At 51.0% G+C, this 20035-nt stretch carries 19 protein-coding genes; 5 read left to right on the top strand and 14 right to left on the bottom strand.

Translation table 11 applies throughout. From position 1 onward, the window contains the following. Window positions 1-42: 42 nt before the first annotated feature. The 6 genes from PW844_RS02780 to PW844_RS02755 form a co-directional block, all read right to left on the bottom strand. A complete protein-coding gene (locus PW844_RS02780; RefSeq protein ID WP_299446922.1) occupies window positions 43-1065 on the bottom strand; it encodes an ABC transporter ATP-binding protein in 1023 nt (340 codons plus the stop codon). A gap of 1 nt (window position 1066) precedes the next feature. Next, the gene (locus tag PW844_RS02775) at window positions 1067-2635 is read right to left on the bottom strand and encodes an iron ABC transporter permease (RefSeq protein ID WP_299446919.1); all 1569 of its coding nucleotides are present in this window, start codon (window positions 2633-2635) and stop codon (window positions 1067-1069) included. Window positions 2636-2652: 17 nt separating this feature from the next. Beyond that, the gene (locus PW844_RS02770; RefSeq protein ID WP_299447176.1) at window positions 2653-3630 is read right to left on the bottom strand and encodes an iron ABC transporter substrate-binding protein; all 978 of its coding nucleotides are present in this window, start codon (window positions 3628-3630) and stop codon (window positions 2653-2655) included. Window positions 3631-4066: 436 nt separating this feature from the next. Further along, window positions 4067-5437: a cytochrome c gene (locus tag PW844_RS02765; RefSeq protein ID WP_299446916.1), complete on the bottom strand. Its 1371-nt coding sequence runs from the start codon at window positions 5435-5437 to the stop codon at window positions 4067-4069. A gap of 23 nt (window positions 5438-5460) precedes the next feature. Next, the gene (locus PW844_RS02760; protein WP_299446913.1) at window positions 5461-7065 is read right to left on the bottom strand and encodes a GMC family oxidoreductase; all 1605 of its coding nucleotides are present in this window, start codon (window positions 7063-7065) and stop codon (window positions 5461-5463) included. Window positions 7066-7076: 11 nt separating this feature from the next. Beyond that, window positions 7077-7607, bottom strand: coding sequence for a sugar dehydrogenase complex small subunit (locus tag PW844_RS02755; RefSeq protein ID WP_299446910.1), 531 nt, complete (start codon window positions 7605-7607; stop codon window positions 7077-7079). 308 nt (window positions 7608-7915) lie between these two features. Here PW844_RS02755 and PW844_RS02750 point away from each other — a divergent pair, with 308 nt between their 5' ends. After that, a complete protein-coding gene (locus PW844_RS02750) occupies window positions 7916-8833 on the top strand; it encodes a LysR substrate-binding domain-containing protein (protein ID WP_299446907.1) in 918 nt (305 codons plus the stop codon). A 560-nt stretch (window positions 8834-9393) separates the two neighbouring features. On the opposite strand, the gene PW844_RS02745 is transcribed toward PW844_RS02750, so the two are convergent. Then, window positions 9394-9909 carry a hypothetical protein gene (locus tag PW844_RS02745; RefSeq protein WP_299446904.1) on the bottom strand — a complete coding sequence of 172 codons (516 nt, stop codon included), beginning with the start codon at window positions 9907-9909 and terminating at the stop codon, window positions 9394-9396. 355 nt (window positions 9910-10264) lie between these two features. On the opposite strand from PW844_RS02745, the gene PW844_RS02740 reads away from it, so the two are divergent. Further along, window positions 10265-11428 carry an AAA family ATPase gene (locus PW844_RS02740; protein ID WP_299446901.1) on the top strand — a complete coding sequence of 388 codons (1164 nt, stop codon included), beginning with the start codon at window positions 10265-10267 and terminating at the stop codon, window positions 11426-11428. A 3-nt stretch (window positions 11429-11431) separates the two neighbouring features. On the opposite strand, the gene PW844_RS02735 is transcribed toward PW844_RS02740, so the two are convergent. Then, entirely contained in the window at window positions 11432-11767 is a 336-nt protein-coding gene (locus tag PW844_RS02735) for a hypothetical protein (protein WP_299446898.1), read from the bottom strand. A gap of 93 nt (window positions 11768-11860) precedes the next feature. Between PW844_RS02735 and PW844_RS02730 the strand changes: the two genes are divergently transcribed. Beyond that, entirely contained in the window at window positions 11861-12127 is a 267-nt protein-coding gene (locus tag PW844_RS02730; protein WP_299446895.1) for a DksA/TraR family C4-type zinc finger protein, read from the top strand. A gap of 37 nt (window positions 12128-12164) precedes the next feature. Here the strand turns inward: PW844_RS02730 and PW844_RS02725 are convergent, their stop codons facing one another. Genes PW844_RS02725 through PW844_RS02710 form a run of 4 tightly spaced genes read right to left on the bottom strand, consistent with a single transcriptional unit; the run spans window position 12165 to window position 15527 of the window. Next, window positions 12165-12467, bottom strand: a complete 303-nt coding sequence (locus tag PW844_RS02725; protein ID WP_299446892.1) for a PTS lactose/cellobiose transporter subunit IIA — start codon at window positions 12465-12467, stop codon at window positions 12165-12167. Then, window positions 12464-13864 (bottom strand): glycoside hydrolase family 1 protein, encoded by a 1401-nt coding sequence (locus PW844_RS02720; RefSeq protein ID WP_299446889.1) that lies wholly within the window; start codon window positions 13862-13864, stop codon window positions 12464-12466. The genes PW844_RS02725 and PW844_RS02720 overlap by 4 nt, the downstream gene beginning before the upstream one ends. Beyond that, the gene (locus PW844_RS02715) at window positions 13845-15200 is read right to left on the bottom strand and encodes a PTS sugar transporter subunit IIC (RefSeq protein ID WP_084879088.1); all 1356 of its coding nucleotides are present in this window, start codon (window positions 15198-15200) and stop codon (window positions 13845-13847) included. The genes PW844_RS02720 and PW844_RS02715 overlap by 20 nt, the downstream gene beginning before the upstream one ends. Before the next feature lie 12 nt (window positions 15201-15212). Further along, window positions 15213-15527 carry a PTS sugar transporter subunit IIB gene (locus tag PW844_RS02710; protein WP_299446884.1) on the bottom strand — a complete coding sequence of 105 codons (315 nt, stop codon included), beginning with the start codon at window positions 15525-15527 and terminating at the stop codon, window positions 15213-15215. A 258-nt stretch (window positions 15528-15785) separates the two neighbouring features. Here PW844_RS02710 and PW844_RS02705 point away from each other — a divergent pair, with 258 nt between their 5' ends. Both PW844_RS02705 and PW844_RS02700 read left to right on the top strand, forming a co-directional pair. After that, entirely contained in the window at window positions 15786-16727 is a 942-nt protein-coding gene (locus tag PW844_RS02705; protein WP_299446881.1) for a LacI family DNA-binding transcriptional regulator, read from the top strand. A gap of 26 nt (window positions 16728-16753) precedes the next feature. After that, a complete protein-coding gene (locus tag PW844_RS02700) occupies window positions 16754-18151 on the top strand; it encodes a M24 family metallopeptidase (RefSeq protein ID WP_299446878.1) in 1398 nt (465 codons plus the stop codon). A 100-nt stretch (window positions 18152-18251) separates the two neighbouring features. Here PW844_RS02700 and PW844_RS02695 read toward each other — a convergent pair whose 3' ends face one another. Then, window positions 18252-19319, bottom strand: a complete 1068-nt coding sequence (locus PW844_RS02695; RefSeq protein WP_299446876.1) for an ATP-binding protein — start codon at window positions 19317-19319, stop codon at window positions 18252-18254. 1 nt (window position 19320) lies between these two features. Then, window positions 19321-20019 carry a response regulator gene (locus tag PW844_RS02690; RefSeq protein ID WP_299446873.1) on the bottom strand — a complete coding sequence of 233 codons (699 nt, stop codon included), beginning with the start codon at window positions 20017-20019 and terminating at the stop codon, window positions 19321-19323. Between the last annotated feature and the right edge of the window lie 16 nt (window positions 20020-20035).

The raw sequence follows: 20035 nt of genomic DNA, 5'->3' as shown, positions 1-20035 counted from the left end.
CGTCTTGTGATGAGTGGCTTCCAAATGTATCTGGTCAGATTTTTAACCGATAAGATGCACGTCCCCCCGTACCTCAACCTTAAGCCAGCAACCCGGGGTAAGCCACTGTAACGAGCTGATCTGAAGTGAAAGCCGCTGTTTTTCCTGTTCCAGATAGACCGAAAGAAGCGATCGATCGCCAGCGAACGACATCCGTTCGAGCATTATTCCGGTCGGCTGTTCACTAGAGGAAACGTTCAATTGTTCCGGACGAAGCATGACACGTGCATATCCACCGGTTAGCCGCTTCTCAGGTTTCACTTCTCCCAAAACGCAGAAATAACGTCCCTGACGGACATGAAGCGGGAGGATGATGGCTTCGCCTAACAATCTGGCCGTACCTTCATCAATCGGATACTGATAAAGTTCCTGGGGCGGCCCAACCTGAACAAGCCTGCCCTCCTGCATCACCGCCAGCTGTTGCGCGAATGACAACGCCTCCCCCTGGTCGTGTGTCACCATGATGCATGAAATGCCTGCCTCAGAGAGCACGTTCTGCACCGCATCACGGGTTGATGCCCTTAATCCTGTATCAAGGGCTGAAAAAGGCTCATCCAGCAGCATGAGTTTTGGTTTCAGCGCCAGTGCTCTGGCAAGCGCGATCCTTTGCTGCTGCCCACCCGAAAGTTCATGGGGCCAGCGTGCGGCATACAGCCAATCCAGAGAGACCTGCTCCAGCAATGTCGCGACTGTACGATCGATTTCGTTCTTCGTTCCTTTAAGACCAAAAGCGATGTTGTCACGGACATTCAGATGGGGGAACAGCATCCCGTCCTGCGGAACATAACCGATTCCACGCTTATAAGCAGGTAGCGGTACGCGCCCTGAAGTCATTGAGTGATTATTAAAAATGATGTCGCCACTGTCAGGCTGTTCAAAACCCGCGATAAGCTTGAGCAATGTAGATTTACCCGATCCCGACGGGCCTACGACCACTGTTCTATTGGCGGGTTTTACTTCTAACTCAATATCTTTAAGAACGGGATTTCCCTGCCAGGATTTATTTAACCCATTAATTATCAGCATATTATATCCCTGCAGCTCTGCTGGATTGACGATACAAAAAACCTGTTAATGGAAGAGAAAGCAAAACTAACAGCAGTGCGTACGGGGACGCAGCGACGTAATCAATTTCGCTAGTCAGTGACCAGAATCCCGTTGCCAGGGTCCGGGTTCCCAGGGGGGATAAAAGCAACGTCGCGGTTAATTCACTGGTAATACCGATAAAAGTCAGCGCAGCACCTGATGCCGCTGCTGGCGCAGCCAGCCGAAGCGTGATAAGCCAGATCACCCGGGAAGGTGATTTCCCCAGGCTGGCCGCCACATGTTCCAGTTCTTCTGGTGTCTGGGCTATGCCCGCTCTGAGACTGATCAACGCACGAGGTAGATATAACAGCACATACGCTAACTGCAGGGTAACCGCTGTCTGATAAAGCGGCGGAGCCATCCGCAATGTAAACGTCACTAAAGCCAAAGCAATAACCAGCCCAGGAAGCGAACCGGTTAGATAGTTGCAACTCTCCATCAGACGATACAAAGGTTGGGGATAGCGAACAGATAGCCAGGCAAGGGGAAAAGCACTGATCGTTGTCAGCATTGCTCCAACCAGTGCCAGCTCTAACGTTTCTTTGCATGCGAGCCAGAGCGAAGGCTGATGCCATACTTCTACGCCACCAAGCCATAACCAGCGCAGTAATGACAGCAGCGGGACACCAAGGGAAAGTAACACCAGTGCAAGAGGCAAAAGACTCAGCAAAAGTACCAGATGAAGACGAAGAAATACGGGTTTCTGCCGTAACGGGACACCTGAGCCAATCCGCGTATAGCGCGTTTTCCCCCGAATTTTCAGGTCCATAAGCAGGAACAATAGGCATATGAGCGTTAATACCCCTGCCAGCATGTTTGCTGCCGGACCATTAAACGTAGATTGAAACTGGTCAAAAATCGCGGTAGTGAAAGAGTCAAACCGAATCATGGCAAAAAGCCCATACTCAGCCAGCAGGTGCAACACTGTCAGCAGCACACCGCCAAGAATAGCCAGTTTCATCTGAGGCAATATCACGCGAAAAAAAATGGCTACAGGGCTGAGTCCGAGTGATGCTGCGACATATTCCAGTTCCGGGTCGAGCCTTCGCAGTACGGCAGCCACAGGAAGATAAATAAAGGGAAGATAAGCCAGCAGTGAAAGGAATACCGCAGCACTTAAACCATGTATGCCCGGCAGTAAGCTAACCCAGGAGTAACTTTGAATGAAAGCAGGAACCCCCAGAGGAGCAGTGCACAGCAGCGACCAGACACGTCTGCCTGGCAACGCCGTTCGTTCGGTTATCCATGCTAGCCCGATGCCGATGATCAGATTCACAGGAATAGTGAACACTATCAATAGCATAGTATTCAACAAGAGTTCAGCCACCCGCGGGCGAAAAAGCAGCGTTCGTATCGTATCCCATCCACTGGTCAGCGTAATTTGCAGTACAAACGCCAGCGGCAGCAGTGAAAAAACGGTCACCACCACAGCCAGCGTAAAAACCACAAGGCCAGGAGAGCGCGTATGAACGCCACTAAAGAGTGGCGTTTTAAACGATGGATTTTTCATCCAGCCTCTTCCGCTTGTTACAACAAACCGGCTTCAGTCATCAATTCGATGACTTTCCTGTTGTTCAGAGAAGAAGGCTCTACCTTAGGTGCATCCAGATTCTTCAGAGGCACCAGTTTTGGATTGGATGCGGCATCTTTCCCCACGGCATATTCGAATGCATCGTTGGTTCTCAGGATGTCCTGTCCTGATTTTCCGGTTATCCATTGAATGAATGCCTGTGCCTGTTTGGCGTGTTGACTGGATGCCAGAACGCCGCCGCCAGAGATACTGACAAACGCACCTGGATCACCATGCCCGAAATAATGCAGCTGCGTATTTTTACTATTTTCACCCGTTTTCGCTTGATCAACAAAGCGGTAATAATGGTAAATCACCCCACCCTCAATTTGCCCAGCATTGATGGCTTTCAAAACCGTGCTATTACCTTTGTAGATGACCGCGTTAGTTTTCATTGCCTTAAGCCAGTTTAGGGTGGCTTTTTCTCCTTTCAATGCCAGCATAGCACTGACGATAGCCTGAAAATCAGCACCCGCCGGTGAAGCCGCCCAGCGCCCTTTCCATTCGGGCTTCGCGAGGTCCATCAACGAATGGGGTAGCTGAGCATTGCTCAGTTTTGCTGGATTGTAGGCAAACACCGTACTGCGCGCCGCGATACCAATCCAGCGTCCATGGGCAGGACGATATTTACTGTCAACCTGATCTAAGGTTTTACTGTCAAGCGGGGCGAACAGACCGGCATTATCCACCACAACCATTGACGGTGAATTTTCTGTTAAAAAAACATCCGCAGGAGAAGATTTCCCTTCCTGCACAATCTGGTTTGCCAGTTCACTATCATCACCATTGCGCAAAGTGACTTTGATGCCCGTATCTTTAGTAAACCCATCAACCCAGGACTGCACCAGATTCTCATGCTGCGCGTTATAAATCACCAGAGAATCATCAGCAGCATTTACCGACAAGGATAAAGTAGATAGTAAACTGACAAACATTAAAGATTTAATAGAATAACGGTTCATGTCATCATCCTGTTTAAAAGACACTGCAATTATTGGACTCATTCTATTTGGAGCAGCGTCAATCTAATATAAAATCATGATTATGATAATAGAAATCATTCTTATTTTCGCAATTTGGAATAATGCCTTCGGTTCCTTAAGCCCGACATCAGTTTATTCGTGGAAAGATGAAACTAGTAGCAGTTAATTACAAACCTTAATTTTTCCTTAAATTTACAAAATTTAATCACCGATATTGCCGTGTGCATATTCCGACCCAATTTGATCACCCATTCCCGGTAACTGTGTCGTTGATGCCGTTGTTCTGTCTGAAAAGGATGCCGACGGAGATATTGCGAAATTGTACAAATAAGAAAACGTCTCAAATGATTGGCTGGTAAACATCACCAGCCAATCCGGCTAAAATTATTTAAGCCCTGAGCGTTCTTCTCCGTCTGATGTAAATAACCAGGGCAATAAGTATCAGAACGCCAATGACACCAGCCATAATCAGCAAATAGCCTGGAATAACCGTCACGTTGTTATCCCGTAATACCTTCACCGCAGCCGCGTCAACCGGCTCGCCCTGATTACCAAACTGATTACGTACGTAGTTTGTTAAGGTCGCTATCTGTGCATCGGTCAGATTTTCACCAAATCCCGGCATGACGATGTGCTCACCTGCCCCATTGACACGATCCACACCATGGAGGATAACCTGCACCAGGTTGTTTGGCTTGTCCGAGCCGACAACACTGTTTTGGGACAATGATGGGTAGTATTTATTTTCCCCTATACCCTGTCCTGCGGTGCCGTGGCAGCTGGCACAGTTGCCGTTAAACAACACCGCCCCGGAGGGGGAAGCGTCATCAATGGGCATGCCGCGAACCTCCTGGGTAATATCACTCTGGGCATTCTGCCCAGCACCCGAGCGGTTCCTGGAAGAGGTTTGTTGCGCTGGCACACTTTTGATATAGGTCGCCAACGCGCTCATATCTTCCGGTGTCAGGAAACGCAGGCTGTGAGAAATAACATCAGCCATACCGCCGCCTGTTGTGGCTTTGCCCGGCAGCGCACCAGTGCGTAAATACTGCATCAAATCATCGTGACTCCAGTTGCCAATCCCCGATTCTTTATCCGATGAAATATTAAACGCTTCCCACCCGTCGACCATGGCCCCCGCGTAGGCTTTATCACTTAAACCCATCGCGAGATTGCGTGGCGTATGACATTCCTCACAATGGCCAAGCGCCGTGGCAACGTATTTTCCACGGTTCCATTCTGCTGACTGACCTGGATCCTCTTCAAACGGTTTGTAGTGGAAATTGATCAGATTCCAGCCTTTAAGTGCCAGACGCTGATTGTACGGGAACCCCATTTCGTTTTCCGGCGGGTTATGGTTAACCCCCGGCAACGACATAAAATATGCATACATCGCATGAATGTCTGCGTCAGTCAGTTTGGAGTACGAAGTGTAAGGCATTGCCGGATACAGGTTCTGTCCGTCTGCACGAATTCCGTGTTTTAGCGCATTGCTGAACTGCTGCTCCGTCCAGTTTCCAATACCGGTGGTTTTATCGGGTGTAATATTCGAAGAGTAGATCACACCGAAAGGCGTTTTGAACGCCAGCCCGCCGGCAAACGTCGTCCCGCCGGGTGAGGTATGACAAACCTCACAGTCGGATGCCTTGCTGAGGTACTCACCCTGCTTTATCAAATCCAGTTTCGAGCTATCGGGAGCGGCTGAATCCGCAAAGCTTGCTGTGCTGAACAACAGCCCCGCCAGCGGAGCCAGCAGCAATGTCGTTTTAAGTGATAAGCGCATCATACGTGTTTGCACTCCTCGATCAGTTTATCCGCCAGTCTCATCGCCAGAGCAGAAAGCGTCAGCGTACAGTTGACCGTGCCGGCGCTCGCCATCACGCCACTGGAGGCAACAAACAGATTCTGGTGATCGTGGGTACGTAAATCAGCGTCAACAACCGAATCATTTGCATCGTTGCCCATGATCAGCGTGCCCATGATGTGGTTATTATTGAAATACTTGTCATCGTGCCGCACTTCTGTGCCACCAAACAGGCTCGCAATATGATCAAAATGCTGATGCGCAACATCACGGGCTTTATTGATGTAATCGTTGATAAAGTAATGCACGCCCGGTTTCGGAATACCGAGCGCATCTTTTCTGTCTTCAACCGCGACAATGCGGTTATTTCGGTCCGGAAGAATATCGAAGAAGGTATTCACCGCCACCCAACGTGATGCATAGTCGCGCACCATTGCGGGTAAATCCTTACCGGATATGCCTTTGCTCAACAAATAATTGCTGACCGCCAGCGTCGGAGAGTAGTTACCAAGGTTAATCTTCATCGCCGAATATTCGGAACGGAACGCGCCGTCGCGCAGATTGTTGATACAGCTAAGACGCATTGGTCCACGCCCCGGCCACATGGGTTCTTTGCTGAGGAAGTAAACGGATGTCCCCGGATGATCCATCAGGTGGCGTCCCACGTTATCGGTGGTGTTACCGATGCCGTTGGGATACTTATCGCTTTTGGATATCAGCATCAGCTTCGGCGTTTCGATGGCGTTGGCCGCAAGCACGAAGATTTTACCGGTTACACGGAAGCTTTCACCATTCGGGTCCTTATACAGTACCGAAGTGATGTTGCCCTTCTGGTCGTGCTCGATTTTATATACCACCGCATCAGGAACCAGCAGTGAACCCGCATGCTCCGCTTTGCGCAACGCGGTTTCGCCGGTGTACTGTGCTTCAATCGGACAGATTGGCATACAATTGCTGTTACCACAGCAGGCGGGACGACCATCGAACGGTAACGTGTTACGCGCGGCAGGCTCCGTGATCAGGTGATAGCCATTCTGATCGACGACCTTCTTAAATGCCTTGTCGAAATCAGACAATGGCAAAGGTGGCTGCGGATAGGGTTTGCTACGTGGTGAACCGGTATCATCTGGGCCACCGACCCCCATCTCTACTTCGGATTCATAATAATAGGGTTCCAGATCATCGTAGCTAATTGGCCAGTCTCGCCCGACGCCATATAACGATTTCAGCTTCATGTCATTGGGTAGCAACCGCCATGCCTGTGCTGACCAGTGCCAGGTGGTTCCTCCTGCTACACGCAAATAACCAGCCTTATAAGGCTCAGGACCGTATTGGATGAAATAGTCGTTATCTTCTGGTGAATATTGCGGATGAGGAGCATGTTGCGTCGGCGGATAAGGTGACTGAAAGTCGCCTTTAAAGGGAGAATTTCGATAATTCTGCACGATCTTCCATCTTTCGATGCGCGGACCTGCTTCCAGCATCAGAGTATCAATACCCGCTTTTTGCAGCTTTTGGGCTATTTGAGAGCCAGCGATGCCCGAGCCAACGATGACCACCGTAGCTGAGTGAGTTGTTTTCATGAATTATTCTCTTACATGCTCTTAATGACAGGCGGCTGCGCCCAGTAATGCGGTTCACCCCTGGCGTAGGTCGGCAGTACCACAACATCAGCAATCGGTGTATACATCAACGCATATTCATACGCGACCACCCGGGCCTCTTTGCCGGTGCCAACGATCCCTAATTGCCAGGCGCGCAGGATATCGCTGAACAAAGTCTGAGCGTTGTTATCAGTACCCTGGACGGCATTGTGCATCGCAGCGGAAGACATGTCGGCATTCAGAACATTATTAAGCGTTGCTAATTGATTGCTTAATTCTTTATTGCGGTTCTGCATTAATGTGAAAATACGGTACCCGAGTGCTTTATCCAGCGTTGGGTAGCCACAGATAATTTCAGATGCCGCCATAAATGCGGTAAAAGTCTTGTCTGAACTCCCCCCGGAATCTATCGCCCAGACAACCTGTCCGGGAAGTACAGTACTGGCGGCACCAACGATGGTGGTTGATGCCAAAAGCTTAATGAATCGCCTTCTCCCATTGGGACTGACGTCTGTTGACATGCTCATGGTTCCCTATCTTGCCTCAATGTTTTAACTTGCCTTTTTGCAGCCGTTGATTATTGTAATGTTCTGCTTCAATGGAATTAAATGCTATAAATCAGAGTTAACAACTGCAAAAACAGCGATTTAAAGAGATACTGTTTTGCCTTAATGATTACATTGCTTGAGTTCCCACAATGCTGATAAGAGGATGGTTCATGCGAATTTGCCTCCTCATTTTTAATGTGGGTAATATTATGATTTGATAATAAAATGTGATCCAGATAACAAAAATGTTAATTTGATAAGCAAATGCTTATGAGACAAAGATGGCTGATACATTAAAAAGATTAGAATACTTTACTTGTCTTGCCGGGATTGAACATTATGGTAAGGCCGCTGAGAAGCTTGGGATCGCGCAATCTGCCCTCAGTCAGCAAATCAGAGCATTAGAGCTGGAAGTAGGATTCCGCCTGTTTCAACCCGCAGGAAGAGGTATACGCCTCTCAGCAGCAGGTAAGCATTATCATCAGAGCGTCATAGAATTACTTGAACGGCATATTCTCGCCATTGAGCAGGCAAAGAAAGCCGCAACAGGAGAAATGGGTAAAGTCACGATTAGCCATGTGGGAACCGCCCTGTTGGATGCGCAATTTCTTGCTCTTCTGAAAGACTTTCGTAGCCAGTACCCATCTATCGAAATACAGCTGATTGAACTGCCAATGCCGGAACAACTGACATTGCTCCGTAATCAAAAAGTTGATCTGGCGATCATTCGTGGACCCTATCCTTTACTGCCTGAAGGCACGCTGAATTGTACATTTTCAGCGCAAAAACTTTGTGTGGCGATGTCACCTAACCATCCTCTGGCCTGTCATCAATCTTTATCCATGAAGGATTTAGAAAACGAATCCTTTGTGAGTTATCAGGAACCGGATATTCAGGGAATTAGCGGTTCACTGATACAACTGTCTCATCAGGCAGGCTTTAAGCCGAAAATAGAATGGCGAGTTTCTGCGGTGAATAATAGTTTAGGTCTGGTTAATGCGTGGGCTGCCGTCAGTCTCGTTCCTGAAAATATTGTTCCCTATAATATTGGTAGTGTTGTTTTTCGCCCTCTCAATGATGCCGATGCCTGGACCCAGCTGATATTCGTCTGGATGCATGATCAAATCAATCCGGTGCAAAAACTATTGACGAACTTCTTTAGTAGCTATTCAGCGGGCAATCCGAAACCTCAGCCCTGACAGTCGTTATCATACTCATTTAGTTGCATCTATAGCGTCCACGGTCCGGCTGGTTTCTTCTTTACGAATCCGAATGGTGGCTGGGAATTCCCTGCTTTCTGGATTGTGGGTTTGATCGTTCTTGCCCTGACGGGAGACGGTAAATAGGCCCTGAAGCCAACCTTCCATTAACGTTAATGGACTCTCCAGAGTCGCCTTGCGAAATCTAAAAGACCATAACGTCAGCCAACACTATCCTGATTATCAGTGCTGTGAAATCGGGAGCGCCGATACCGTATCTGATAGCACTTGTCTTCGGGCCTGGCGTGGGTTGCATCCTGCAGCAGGGAGCAAAGGCAAGTTACTTTGGCAGACACTTCACTGTTGCCTGGCTGATTGTTTATATTCAGGATGAAGTCTGGCGCACAGAGCCGTCCATTGCGGCTACCCGAGTGGCCAGTATTATTATCGGTATTGTATTACTGGCTTTAACGATGTCGTTAAGTGCCCGTTTTTTGCGATCCGCTGCACCCTGAAAGGTGATGAGTGCATCCCCAGCCATCTCTGGCTGGGCGATTAAGCTACATACCCTCTGACAGATTTTCATATCTTTTGGAATGATGTTTCCCTTGCTTTTGTGGGACAGCATCCGGGTAATTCTCAGCAAAAATACCCCGTAATGTCTTCACATCTTTTTTGTAGACCAGGTCATGCTGGACAAAAAACTTTGTCCCCTGTTTGGTTTCTAATGCGGCCATTGGAGAGAACATAGCCTTCAGACCTGAGTCCATGTAACTGGTCATCGAATTGCTCTCAGCAATCTGATGCAGCGTATCTTTATAGCTGTAACCTTCCTTTTTCATCGCATCGTCGAAGGTTAACGCCGTATAACCATACATGCAGTTGTCCTGGCTCATTTCGCCTTGTGAACTGCAATTAACCCATTGATTTTGCATATTAGAATCAACATGCCTGCTGACTTTTTGCGCTTCTGCGCGATTTGCAGGCATCGGAGCAGCAACAGCGAATGATGAAAAGAAGGTATAAAGGGGTAATGCCACTAACAGTGACTTGATTAAAAATTTGCCGGTTAACATGCTTTTCCTTTGGGTACTGACAGGAAGGGTAATGCCGTCACAGTACCACTTACCCATGCAACCAACAGTAAAATACATGTTTACTTGCAAAATTCAGGTAAGAGAAATCGGGCAACGGCAGAGATATCAAGTCCCGGGGAGTTACACTGTCACGCAGGAGCGATGAGGTTGTTCCTTCAATGGCAAATCCTGAACGGGAATTTCAAGCTGAAATTTTATGACTAACAAATGAAGCATCAATAAGTTAACGGTTTGTATGAGTGGGAACACTGTCGATCCTTTTCCTGGAATGTCAGAGAAAGCCCTCCCTGCCGATAACTCAGCTGGCATCACTATCCAGGAAAAAACCGAACCTATGTTGACCTGCTTTTCTATCGCCAATTATCGTTCAATCTGCGATCTCACCCTGCCGTTAGGGCGGCTGAACGTCATCACCGGTGAAAATGGCAGCGGGAAATCCAATCTCTACAAGGCGCTGCGCTTGCTTGCCGAAACAGCAAAGGAGGGGGTGATCAGTTCTCTGGCTGAAGAAGGCGGGCTGGCTTCAACCTACTGGGCCGGACCAGAAACGCTGTCACCTGGCATGAGGCGTGGAGATGTGCCAATTGAGGGTGGGCCGAGCCACAATGTGCTGCGGCTGAAACTGGGATTCGCCAGTGACCATTTCGGCTACGCCATCACACTCGGCCTGCCGGCCCCGAGTTCATCAGCCTTTGCTCATGATCCGGAGATCAAACGCGAGGTCATTTTTAGCGGTCCTTATTATCGCCCCGCGTCCTCCTTAGTGGAGCGAAAAGCCAACCTCATTAAGATCCGGGAAGATCGGCAGTGGCAGGTCGTCTCTCAGCAAATACCGGTGTATGGCAGCATGTTTGATCAGCTGGCGGACCCTCACGCTGCCCCTGAAGTGTTCCAGGTGCGTGAAACGATCCGCAACTGGCGCTTTTACGATCATTTTCGCACCGATAAAGATGCACCCGCCCGCCAGGCACAACTGCTGACGCGCACCCCCGTCCTGCATCATGACGGGCGAGACCTGGCATCGGCGCTTCAGACGATTATGGAAATCGGCGATCGGCACGCGCTGGCCCATGCGATTGATGACGCTTTTCCCGGCAGTCGTCTCGAAGTCATCCACCATGCCGGGGGACGCAGCTCGCTGGCCTTCCACCAAAAGGGACTGTTACGCCCTCTTTCTGCTGCCGAGTTATCGGATGGCACGTTGCGGTTTATTCTCTGGGTTGCGGCGCTGATGACGCCGCGTCCCCCGGAACTGATGGTACTGAACGAACCGGAGACCAGCCTGCATCCGGACCTGTTGCCCGCACTGGCACGGCTGATTCTGCAGGCATCGCAGCACACGCAGATTTGGGTGATATCACATGCCAACCGGCTGGTGAACGCGCTGATGCGTGACCCGGAATGCCACATGATTGAACTGGAAAAAGAGCTGGGGCAAACCCGGATCAAAGGACAGAACATGCTGAACGTACCTGCCTGGCGATGGCCTGACGAGTGATAATCAAGTGAACGTCATGGCCCAGGTGATCACCCCGGCAGCCACCGTGGTAAAGGTTAATGCGACAAGGAAAAGGAGATCGACGATTTTTTCCAACCTATGATTACGCCGCTGGTTGCGGGTGCGCAGCGCCCAGTAGGACAAAATAGTGGTCGCCAGATACAGGATGGCATTGACGGCCAGCATGTCATCCCCCAGCGTGTCTTCCCGCCTCAGGGCAGTAATCACCTGAAAAATACCGATGACGGTAATACAGACGCCGACCATCGCAGCCGAAGCGGTGAAAATATGTACGCAGATATCTTCATCCAGCCGGTTATTGTTTTTTGGTTTGATCATCACAGTCACCTTAAAAAGAGCAACGTTCGATTTCTCAAATACGGGTGAATAACTGTACTCTTTTAAGGTTAACGGAGACAGAGGAGGCGGAATATGGCTAGCGGCTGGTCTGGCGATGGTGCGGTTCAGGATCAGATTGACGCCACCGTCGATGATGCGGTTGCCAGGGCACGAAGTCACCTGGCGCACGGCGAAAGTGCTGAATATTGCGATGAATGCGGAGAGCCAATCCCCGAGGCGCGTCGGCTGGCCTTACCCGGCGTGCGCTATTGCATTAAATGCCAGAGCGAGCGTGATAAGCGCGAGGCAAGCCACAGTGGTTACAACCGACGCGGCAGCAAAGACAGTCAGTTAAGATAAGCAAGCTGGACGACCGCGATCGTCCAGCCGCAACGCCTCAGCGTTGATAAAGATGCACGATCTCTTCGGACAACTCACGCGCCAGCAGCGATGTCATCAAATGGTCCTGGGCATGCACCATAATCAATGACATCGGCTGACGAGCCTCGCCCGCATCCTGTTCAATCAACTTTGTTTGCATTTTATGGGCCTGCCGGGAGAAGGTATCCGCTTCCTGCAACAGGTTTTTCGCGGCGACAAAATCCCCCTGACGGGCAGCCTGTAACGCCTCAAAACACAAACTGCGCGACTGACCGGCATTGACGATGATTTCCATCACTGCTTCTTCTAAGTCGATCATGATGCTGCTCCGTCTTCGTTAAACCCGTTATTCGCTGCGGTGGTAGCAAACCACTCCCCGCTTTTTTTCACGGTACGCTGCTGGCTGGCGAGATCGAGCTGCACAAAGCCGTAGCGGTTTTTGTAGCCGTTACACCATGACCAGTTATCAATAAAGGTCCACATATGGTAGCCAAGGCAGTTGCTGCCCTCACTGATCCCCTTGTGCAGCCATTTAAGGTGATCGGATATAAAATCGATGCGGTACTGATCGTCAATCTGCCCCCCTGCGGCGAAGCGCTGTTCATTTTCGACCCCCATGCCGTTCTCTGAAATAAAGCAGCGTGGATTGCCGTAGTTCACCCGCAGATTGGTGAGAATGTCATAAATACCTGGCGCGTAAATCTCCCAGCCGCGATACGGATTCATCGTGCGGCCCGGCATCTCATAATGATCGAAAAACCATTCCGGCATTAATGGCGAGGCGGGGTTCACCGCATTTTCCCGGCATTTAACCCGACGCGGCTGATAATAATTGATGCCCAGCAGGTCAATTTTACCGGCCGCAATCAATGCGCTGTCACCCGGTAAACAGGCTGGCAGTTGATCGTATTGCTTCAGCAAAGCCACCAGATCCGCCGGATATTCTCCCAGCAGCACCGGATCAAGGAAGCTGCGGTTAAACAGCAGGTCCGCATGGTGCGACGCATTAAGATCGGCCGGATGCTGCGAACGCGGGTATGACGGAGTCAGGTTAAGGATGATGCCAATTTCTCCACCATAGCCCCCTGCCCGATATGCGCGCACCGCCGAGGCATGGGCCAGCACGGTGTGATAAGCCACCGTTGCGGCGCGCCTGAAATCGACCACGTTGGGATAGTGGAAATCATAAAGATAGCCGCCCTCAACCGGCACGATCGGCTCGTTGAAGGTGAACCAGTGCAGTACACGGTCGCCAAACAGGTCAAAGCACACCTTAGCGTAACGGGCGAATGCCTCCACCACCTCGCGGCTCTCCCAGCCCCCTTTCTCCTGCATCGCCAGTGGCATATCGAAATGGAACAGGGTGAAGAAGGGTGTGATGCCCTGCGCCAGCAGTTCATCGATGACGCGATTATAAAAGGCCACCGCATCAGGATTCACTTCACCGATTCCGTCAGGAATTAAGCGCGACCAGCTCAGCGAGGTGCGAAAACTGTTGTGATTCAGCTGGCGTAATAAGGCGATATCCTGCTGCCAGTGTTGATAAAAAGTCGAGGTCTGTGCGGGGCCGACCTTCTGATGAAAGCGCCACGGTTGCTGCTCAAACCAGTGATCCCAGATGGTGGCACTTTTCCCGCCAGACAGACTCGCCCCTTCGGTTTGCAGGGCCGAACTGGCGCTGCCCCACCAGAAATTCTCAGGAAACTGATACTTCATTACGCTTATCTCCGGATTTGTTAGTCAGAGGTGCCACAGTGTTGTCCTGGGCTTTTTGTTCTTCTGTTTTCAGCAGCGAACGTTCATAAGCGCGCAGGAAAGGCAGGTACATCAGGGCCGACATCACCATACAAATCAGGCACATCACCACCGGGCTGATGGCCCAGTTGGCAGCCCATGAGGCTCCAATTGGCGCGGGTGTCGTCCAGGGCGTGAGCGACACTACCTGTGCCAGCCAGCCCATTTTGGTGGCAGTCCAGGCGAGGATGGCGTTGACCATCGGCACGCAGACAAAGGGAATAAACAGCATGGGATTCATGATGATTGGCGCGCCGAACATAATCGGTTCGTTGATGTTGAAGAAGCTCGGCACAATGCCCATCTTGCCGATGGTACGCAGGTGGGTCGCGCGGCTGCGTAACAACAGAAACGCCAGCGGTAAGGTAGAACCCACACCGCCGATCAACAGATAGTGATCCCAAAACCCCTGCAGATAGATATGCGGCAGCGCCGTGCCTGCCGCCAGTGCCGCCTGGTTGGCCGAGAGATTTGCCATCCAGAACGGGTTCATAATTCCGGTCACGATCAGCGCACCGTGGATACCGGCGAACCAGAACAGCTGGCACAGCAGCACCGAAAGTAAAATCGCGGGCAGGGAATCTGACGCCGAAACCAGTGGCCCGAGCAGGTGCATGATCGCTTCGGGGATAATCATGCCGGTCTGCGCCTGAATAAATAGATTCAGGGGATGCAGGGTGCCAATGATCACCACCACCGGAATCAATATTTCAAAGGAGCGGGCAACACCCGTGGGGACTTCTTTGGGCAAGCGGATGGTGATGTTTTTCTGCTTAAGCCATGCATAGACCCGCGTTGAATAAATGGCGGTGATCAGCGCGGTAAAAATCCCCTGTCCGGAAAGATAAGCGGTGGAGATGGTGCCGTTCGAGTAAGGCGCGGCGACCAGCAGAAACGCCATAAATGCCAGCAGGCCCGACATCACCGGATCCAGTGAGAACTGCCGTCCGAGGCTTGCGCCGATCCCTACCGAGATAAAAAATGTCATGACGCCCATGCTGAGGTAAAACGGCAGCATCAGTTGTTCGCGGTAGGTCGCGGAGAAATCCAGCCAGGCACGGGCAAAACTGTTGGTCGTCGTGGCGGAAAACGGCGGGAAGATAAAGACCAGCATGAACGAACCGATGATCATAAACGGCAGCGCGGCAGTAAAGCCATCGCGGATCGCAATGATGTATTTCTGTTGCCCGAGACGTCCGGCTAGCGGCGTTATCGATTGCTCGATAACGGTAATCATCGACTGATATAACGAGCTCATACCATCACCTTTTTAGTGAGCTGCCTCAATAAGCGACAGCGCGTAATCCAGCACTTTGTCACCACGTTGCATACCGTAGTCCATCATCTCGATTGGCTGGACGGGGATCCCTGCGCTGGCTGCTTTATCCGCCAGCGTTTTCAGCATGTATTTCACCTGTGGTCCCAGCAAAACCACCTGATAACGCGAAAATTGCTCGTCAAATTCGGTCACCCCATAGGCGGCGATATCGACAGCCAATCCCCTTTCCTGCGCCACATCCTGCATTTTGCGCACCAGCATGCTGGTGGACATCCCCGCTGAACAACACAACATAATCCTGACCATCGTTATCCATCCTTCAGTGATATGCCTCAATGTGGTTATGATTGGATACCATACGGAAACCGGTTTCCATCGAGGCACCAGCGAAATGTGATAGCGGTCAATTTATTATTCTTTGATGGTTTTTTTATTAGATTCCCATCACAAAATACCGGCAATATGGATGTGTTTTATGCTGAAATGGAAATCCGGTTTCCATCCAGAATCGAAATCGCTATACTGCCGCTGGCGAAAGTTTGTTCAGAGTGTCCGGGGAGAAAGATGTCTACGATCAACGATGTATCGCGCTTAGCTGGGGTATCAAAAGCCACAGTATCTCGGGTGTTGAGTGGTTCACGCGGAGTGAAGGAAGCCAGCCGCCTGGCGGTGCTAAAAGCGGTGGACGAGCTGAAATATCGGCCTAACGTCATTGCTCAATCGTTGTTCAGCCAGTCCACCGGTTGCATTGGTGTTATCTGCGCGCAGGAAAACATCAATCAGACCACTGGCTACCTCTACGCGCTGGAAAAACAACTGAGCCAGCATCAAAAACATTTGCTGTTGCGCTTTGCCAGCAGCAAAACCGATGTGATGAATGCACTTGATGAGCTGACCTGCGGGCTGTGTGATGATGTGCTGATCATTGGTGCCCGCTTTCCCCTCGATATTCAGGACGATAATGTCATCCTGGTGGATTGTGCCGAAACCGCATGGCCAAATAGCCTCCAGTTTGATCACGCCTTCGCCGCCGAAACCGCCTGTAATTACCTGATTAGCCAGGGGAAGCGGCAGATTGCCTTGATCTATCCTGATGCCGGAAATGCAGGGGAACAGGTGTTATTCGGTTATAAACTGGCGCTGGAAAATAATCTCCTACCCTATAATCGTAATCTGGTGCTGATGGACTCGCCCTCTTCATCGGTGGCGCTACAGGTGCTGCTCAACAATGCCAGCACCCTGAATTTTAATGCCCTGTTAGTGGCAAACGATCAGGAAGCACAGCAGGTGATGACGCAGCTACAGGCATTTAATAAATCGGTGCCGGGCGACATCATGGTGTTTAGCCTGGCCGGTTCTGTTCATTTGCCAGGCCTGCCCACCATACCGGCGATTGAATATTCAATGGATGCGCTGGCAACCCGAATTGTGAGCTGGCTGACGAAAAAGACCCAGGACATGCTGGGTTCTTACACGCTACGGGGAGACCTGTTCGTTCCTCGTTAACACATCAGACTCAGAGGAGACGGTAAATGACGCAGCAATACCCATACAGGCTCATGAAGAAACCGGCTCCTCCCACCTTCCTGGATGTAACAACGCCGGTGATCCCGGATGAAGTGATGCATCAACGCTTCGCGAACGTTCTCTCGGCGATGGATGCACAGAGGCTTGAGTTTCTGGTCATCTATGCCGACAAAGAACATGGCGGCAACTTTGAATATCTCTCCGGATTTATTCCCCGCTTTGAGGAAGCCTTACTGGTTATCAGTGCGGCAGGAACACTTACCTGGGTCATGGGCAATGAAAACCTCAAACTGGTGCCGTTCGCACGTAACGCAGGGAGCTGCCTGCACGCCCCCATTTTTTCTCTGCCGAATCAGCCGATGGATGGCGATCAACCGCTACACAAGCTGCTGGAAAGCTGTGGTATCACTGCGTCGTCACGTACCGGTATCGCAGGCTGGAAGTTGTTTACCGGCCCAGACGCATCAAAGCAACTGTTCGATGTCCCGGCATTTGTCGCGGATGCTGTTTTTCAGGCATGCGGCGGTAAACATAACGTGATTAACGCCACCGGACTGTTTATCTCGCCGGAAACGGGCGTCCGTATCCATAACAGCGCAGCTGAAGTGGCATTCTACGAATACGGTGCCAATCTGGCGTCCACCTGCCTGCTCAACGCACTCGATGCCATTGAGGTTGGTAAAAGTGAAAAGTCGATTGGGCAGTTGCTGGCCGCCTCGGGACAGCCATCGAGCGTGATCTCCATTGCGGCCACCGGCGATCGTTTTACCCACGCCACGCTTTATCCACGCGATAAAGTCATCGCCCTGGGTGATAAGTTTTCACTGACGGTAGGTTACAAAGGCGGATTAAGCAGCCGCGCAGCCTACGTTGTCGCCGCAGCAGACGAATTACCCGCCGAAGTGGCGGATTATCTGCCGCGCGTGGCCCAGCCTTATTACCACGCCGTCGTCACCTGGCTTGAAAGTCTCCGATGCGGCCTGACGGGAGGCGAGTTGTACCAGATTGTTGAGCATGTGCTGCCAAAGGACCGCTGGCACTGGCATCTCAATCCCGGCCACCTGGTGGCGGATGAAGAATGGCTATGTTCACCGGTCAGCAGTGGCTCCAAAGCGGTGCTGGGCAGCGGCATGCTGTTGCAGATCGATATTATTCCTTCCGTCAAGGGCTATGGTGGATGCAGCATTGAAGACACCGTTGCGCTGGCGGATGCCCAGCTACAGGCGGAGATTGCAGAAGCCTGGCCGGAGGTCTGGCAGCGTATGCAGGCGCGGCGGCAATATGTTGAGAATGTACTCAATATCGAGCTGCATCAGGATGTGTTATTGCTCTCGAATACGGTGGGTTATCTGCGCCCGTATCTGCTCAGCAAGTCTGAGGCGCTGGTAAAAGTGGTGAACTGAAAAGAGTCGCACCGCTGGACCCGATACCCTTCTTCCGGGCAGACCCATCATTAACGTTTTCGCGCGAGATGGGTATAAAATTAACATTTTCGTGCTGTTATTAGGGGATTTTGTCAAAAGGAAGAAAAACTTTAAAGCCTGCTCCGCCTAGTTCACTGCGCTCATATTTAACATATCCGTGATGGGCAAGAGCGATGGCTTTCACGACAGCCAGACCCAAGCCTGTCCCACCACTGTCACGCGAACGGGAATGCTCCAGCCGACTAAAAGCATCAAAAATAGAGCCGATCTTGTCCTCGGGAATACCTGGCCCCTCGTCTTCAACACTGATGATCACCCCTTCAGCATGTTGCTGACATGCCAGCAAAATCACCCCAGGCACTGCGTAGCGACGGGCATTATCCAGCAGCGCAAGGATCATTTGCCGGACGCGTGCTGCATCACACCTGAGGTCAACTGAATCCACTTTCGTAATCACAGAGAGATGTTTTTCACTCATGGCGGGCTTGACCAGCTCGACGACGCTAATGAGCTCCTGTGCAATGTCCACCTTCTCGGCGCGTAAGGAAAAGTGTTCGCTGGCGGCCAGACTTAAGGTACGCAGATCTTCGATCAGCCTTGCCAGTCCTTCCGTCTGCCGCACGAGATTTTTAAATAACGCCTGCTCCGGCGGAAAGATGCCATCGGCCAGCCCCTGAAGTCTGCCGCGCAAAATGGTGACTGGCGTTCTGAGCTCATGTGCGATGGCGGCATTCCACGTCACGATTTCACCAGAAGCCACCTCAAGTTTTTCAGCCATGATGTTGAAATCATCGACCAGGGCAGCGGTTTCCGAGAGTCTGCGATCCCCGGCATCGGCTCTGGCACTGAGTTCACCACCGGCGATGCGTCGTGCGCTATCGGCCAGGGATTGCAGTGGATGGAGAATCTTTTTTGCAAACCTGACTGCGGTGATGACGGCCACGATGATAGAAAGCCCGGCAGATACGCCAAGTTGCACCCAGTCCGAGGTGGTGGCGACATACTCGAATTGTTTTGCTTGTTCGCCAAATACCATCACCGCGAGGCCGACCCACGCATAGTAGGTAATGAAGGTGATGAGCAATGAAGAACAGACGAGCTGGATCATTAAAATAATGAGATGTCGACTTAACCCTGAGCCTTTCATGTTAATCCCCCAGCCGATAGCCGAAGCCGCGTACACTTTCGGGGATGCCCGGCACTCCGGCATCCTCTAATTTTTTTCTCAGTTTACTGATGTGGCTATCAACGGTTCTTTCCAGCGTTTCACCCTGGGGCAGGCAGGACTCAAGAATCTCCAGCCGACTAAAAACTTTTCGCGGCGCTTCGGCCAGGCGTTCAAGTATTCTGAATTCAGTTGAAGTAAGACGAGAAGCGATATCCTCACCGGAATGACGCAGAATAATTCGGTGCTCGTCATGATAAAATTCAATTTGGTTATGAACGGTGACTCTGGGTTTATTTTTCACCTGAGAATTCCCCGTGCGCCTTAATATTGCCTGGGTTCGGGCAACGACCTCTGCCGGATTAAAGGGTTTGACAACATAGTCGTCTGCACCGATGCGCAATGCCGATAATTTATCCGTATTGTCATCATTCGCTGTCAGCATCAGAACAGGTGTATCGCCACGACGGCGGAGTTCGGTAAGCACCTGCCAGCCGTCCATCAATGGCATGCGAATATCCAGAATGACTAAAGCCGGTTGCGTCTTATCGTATAAGTCCAATGCCTGCTTACCGTTAGCAGCGTGCAACGTTTCAAAACCACTTTGTTTTAAATAGGCGATAACAATGTCGGCGATTTCCGCATCATCTTCGGCTAACAGGATTAAAGGCGTCATATTCATTCTAATACCTTATTGC

The sequence above is a fragment of the Pantoea sp. genome (assembly GCF_028283705.1).
GTDB lineage: Bacteria > Pseudomonadota > Gammaproteobacteria > Enterobacterales > Enterobacteriaceae > Pantoea.
This window is presented reverse-complemented; position numbering and strand designations above follow the sequence as displayed.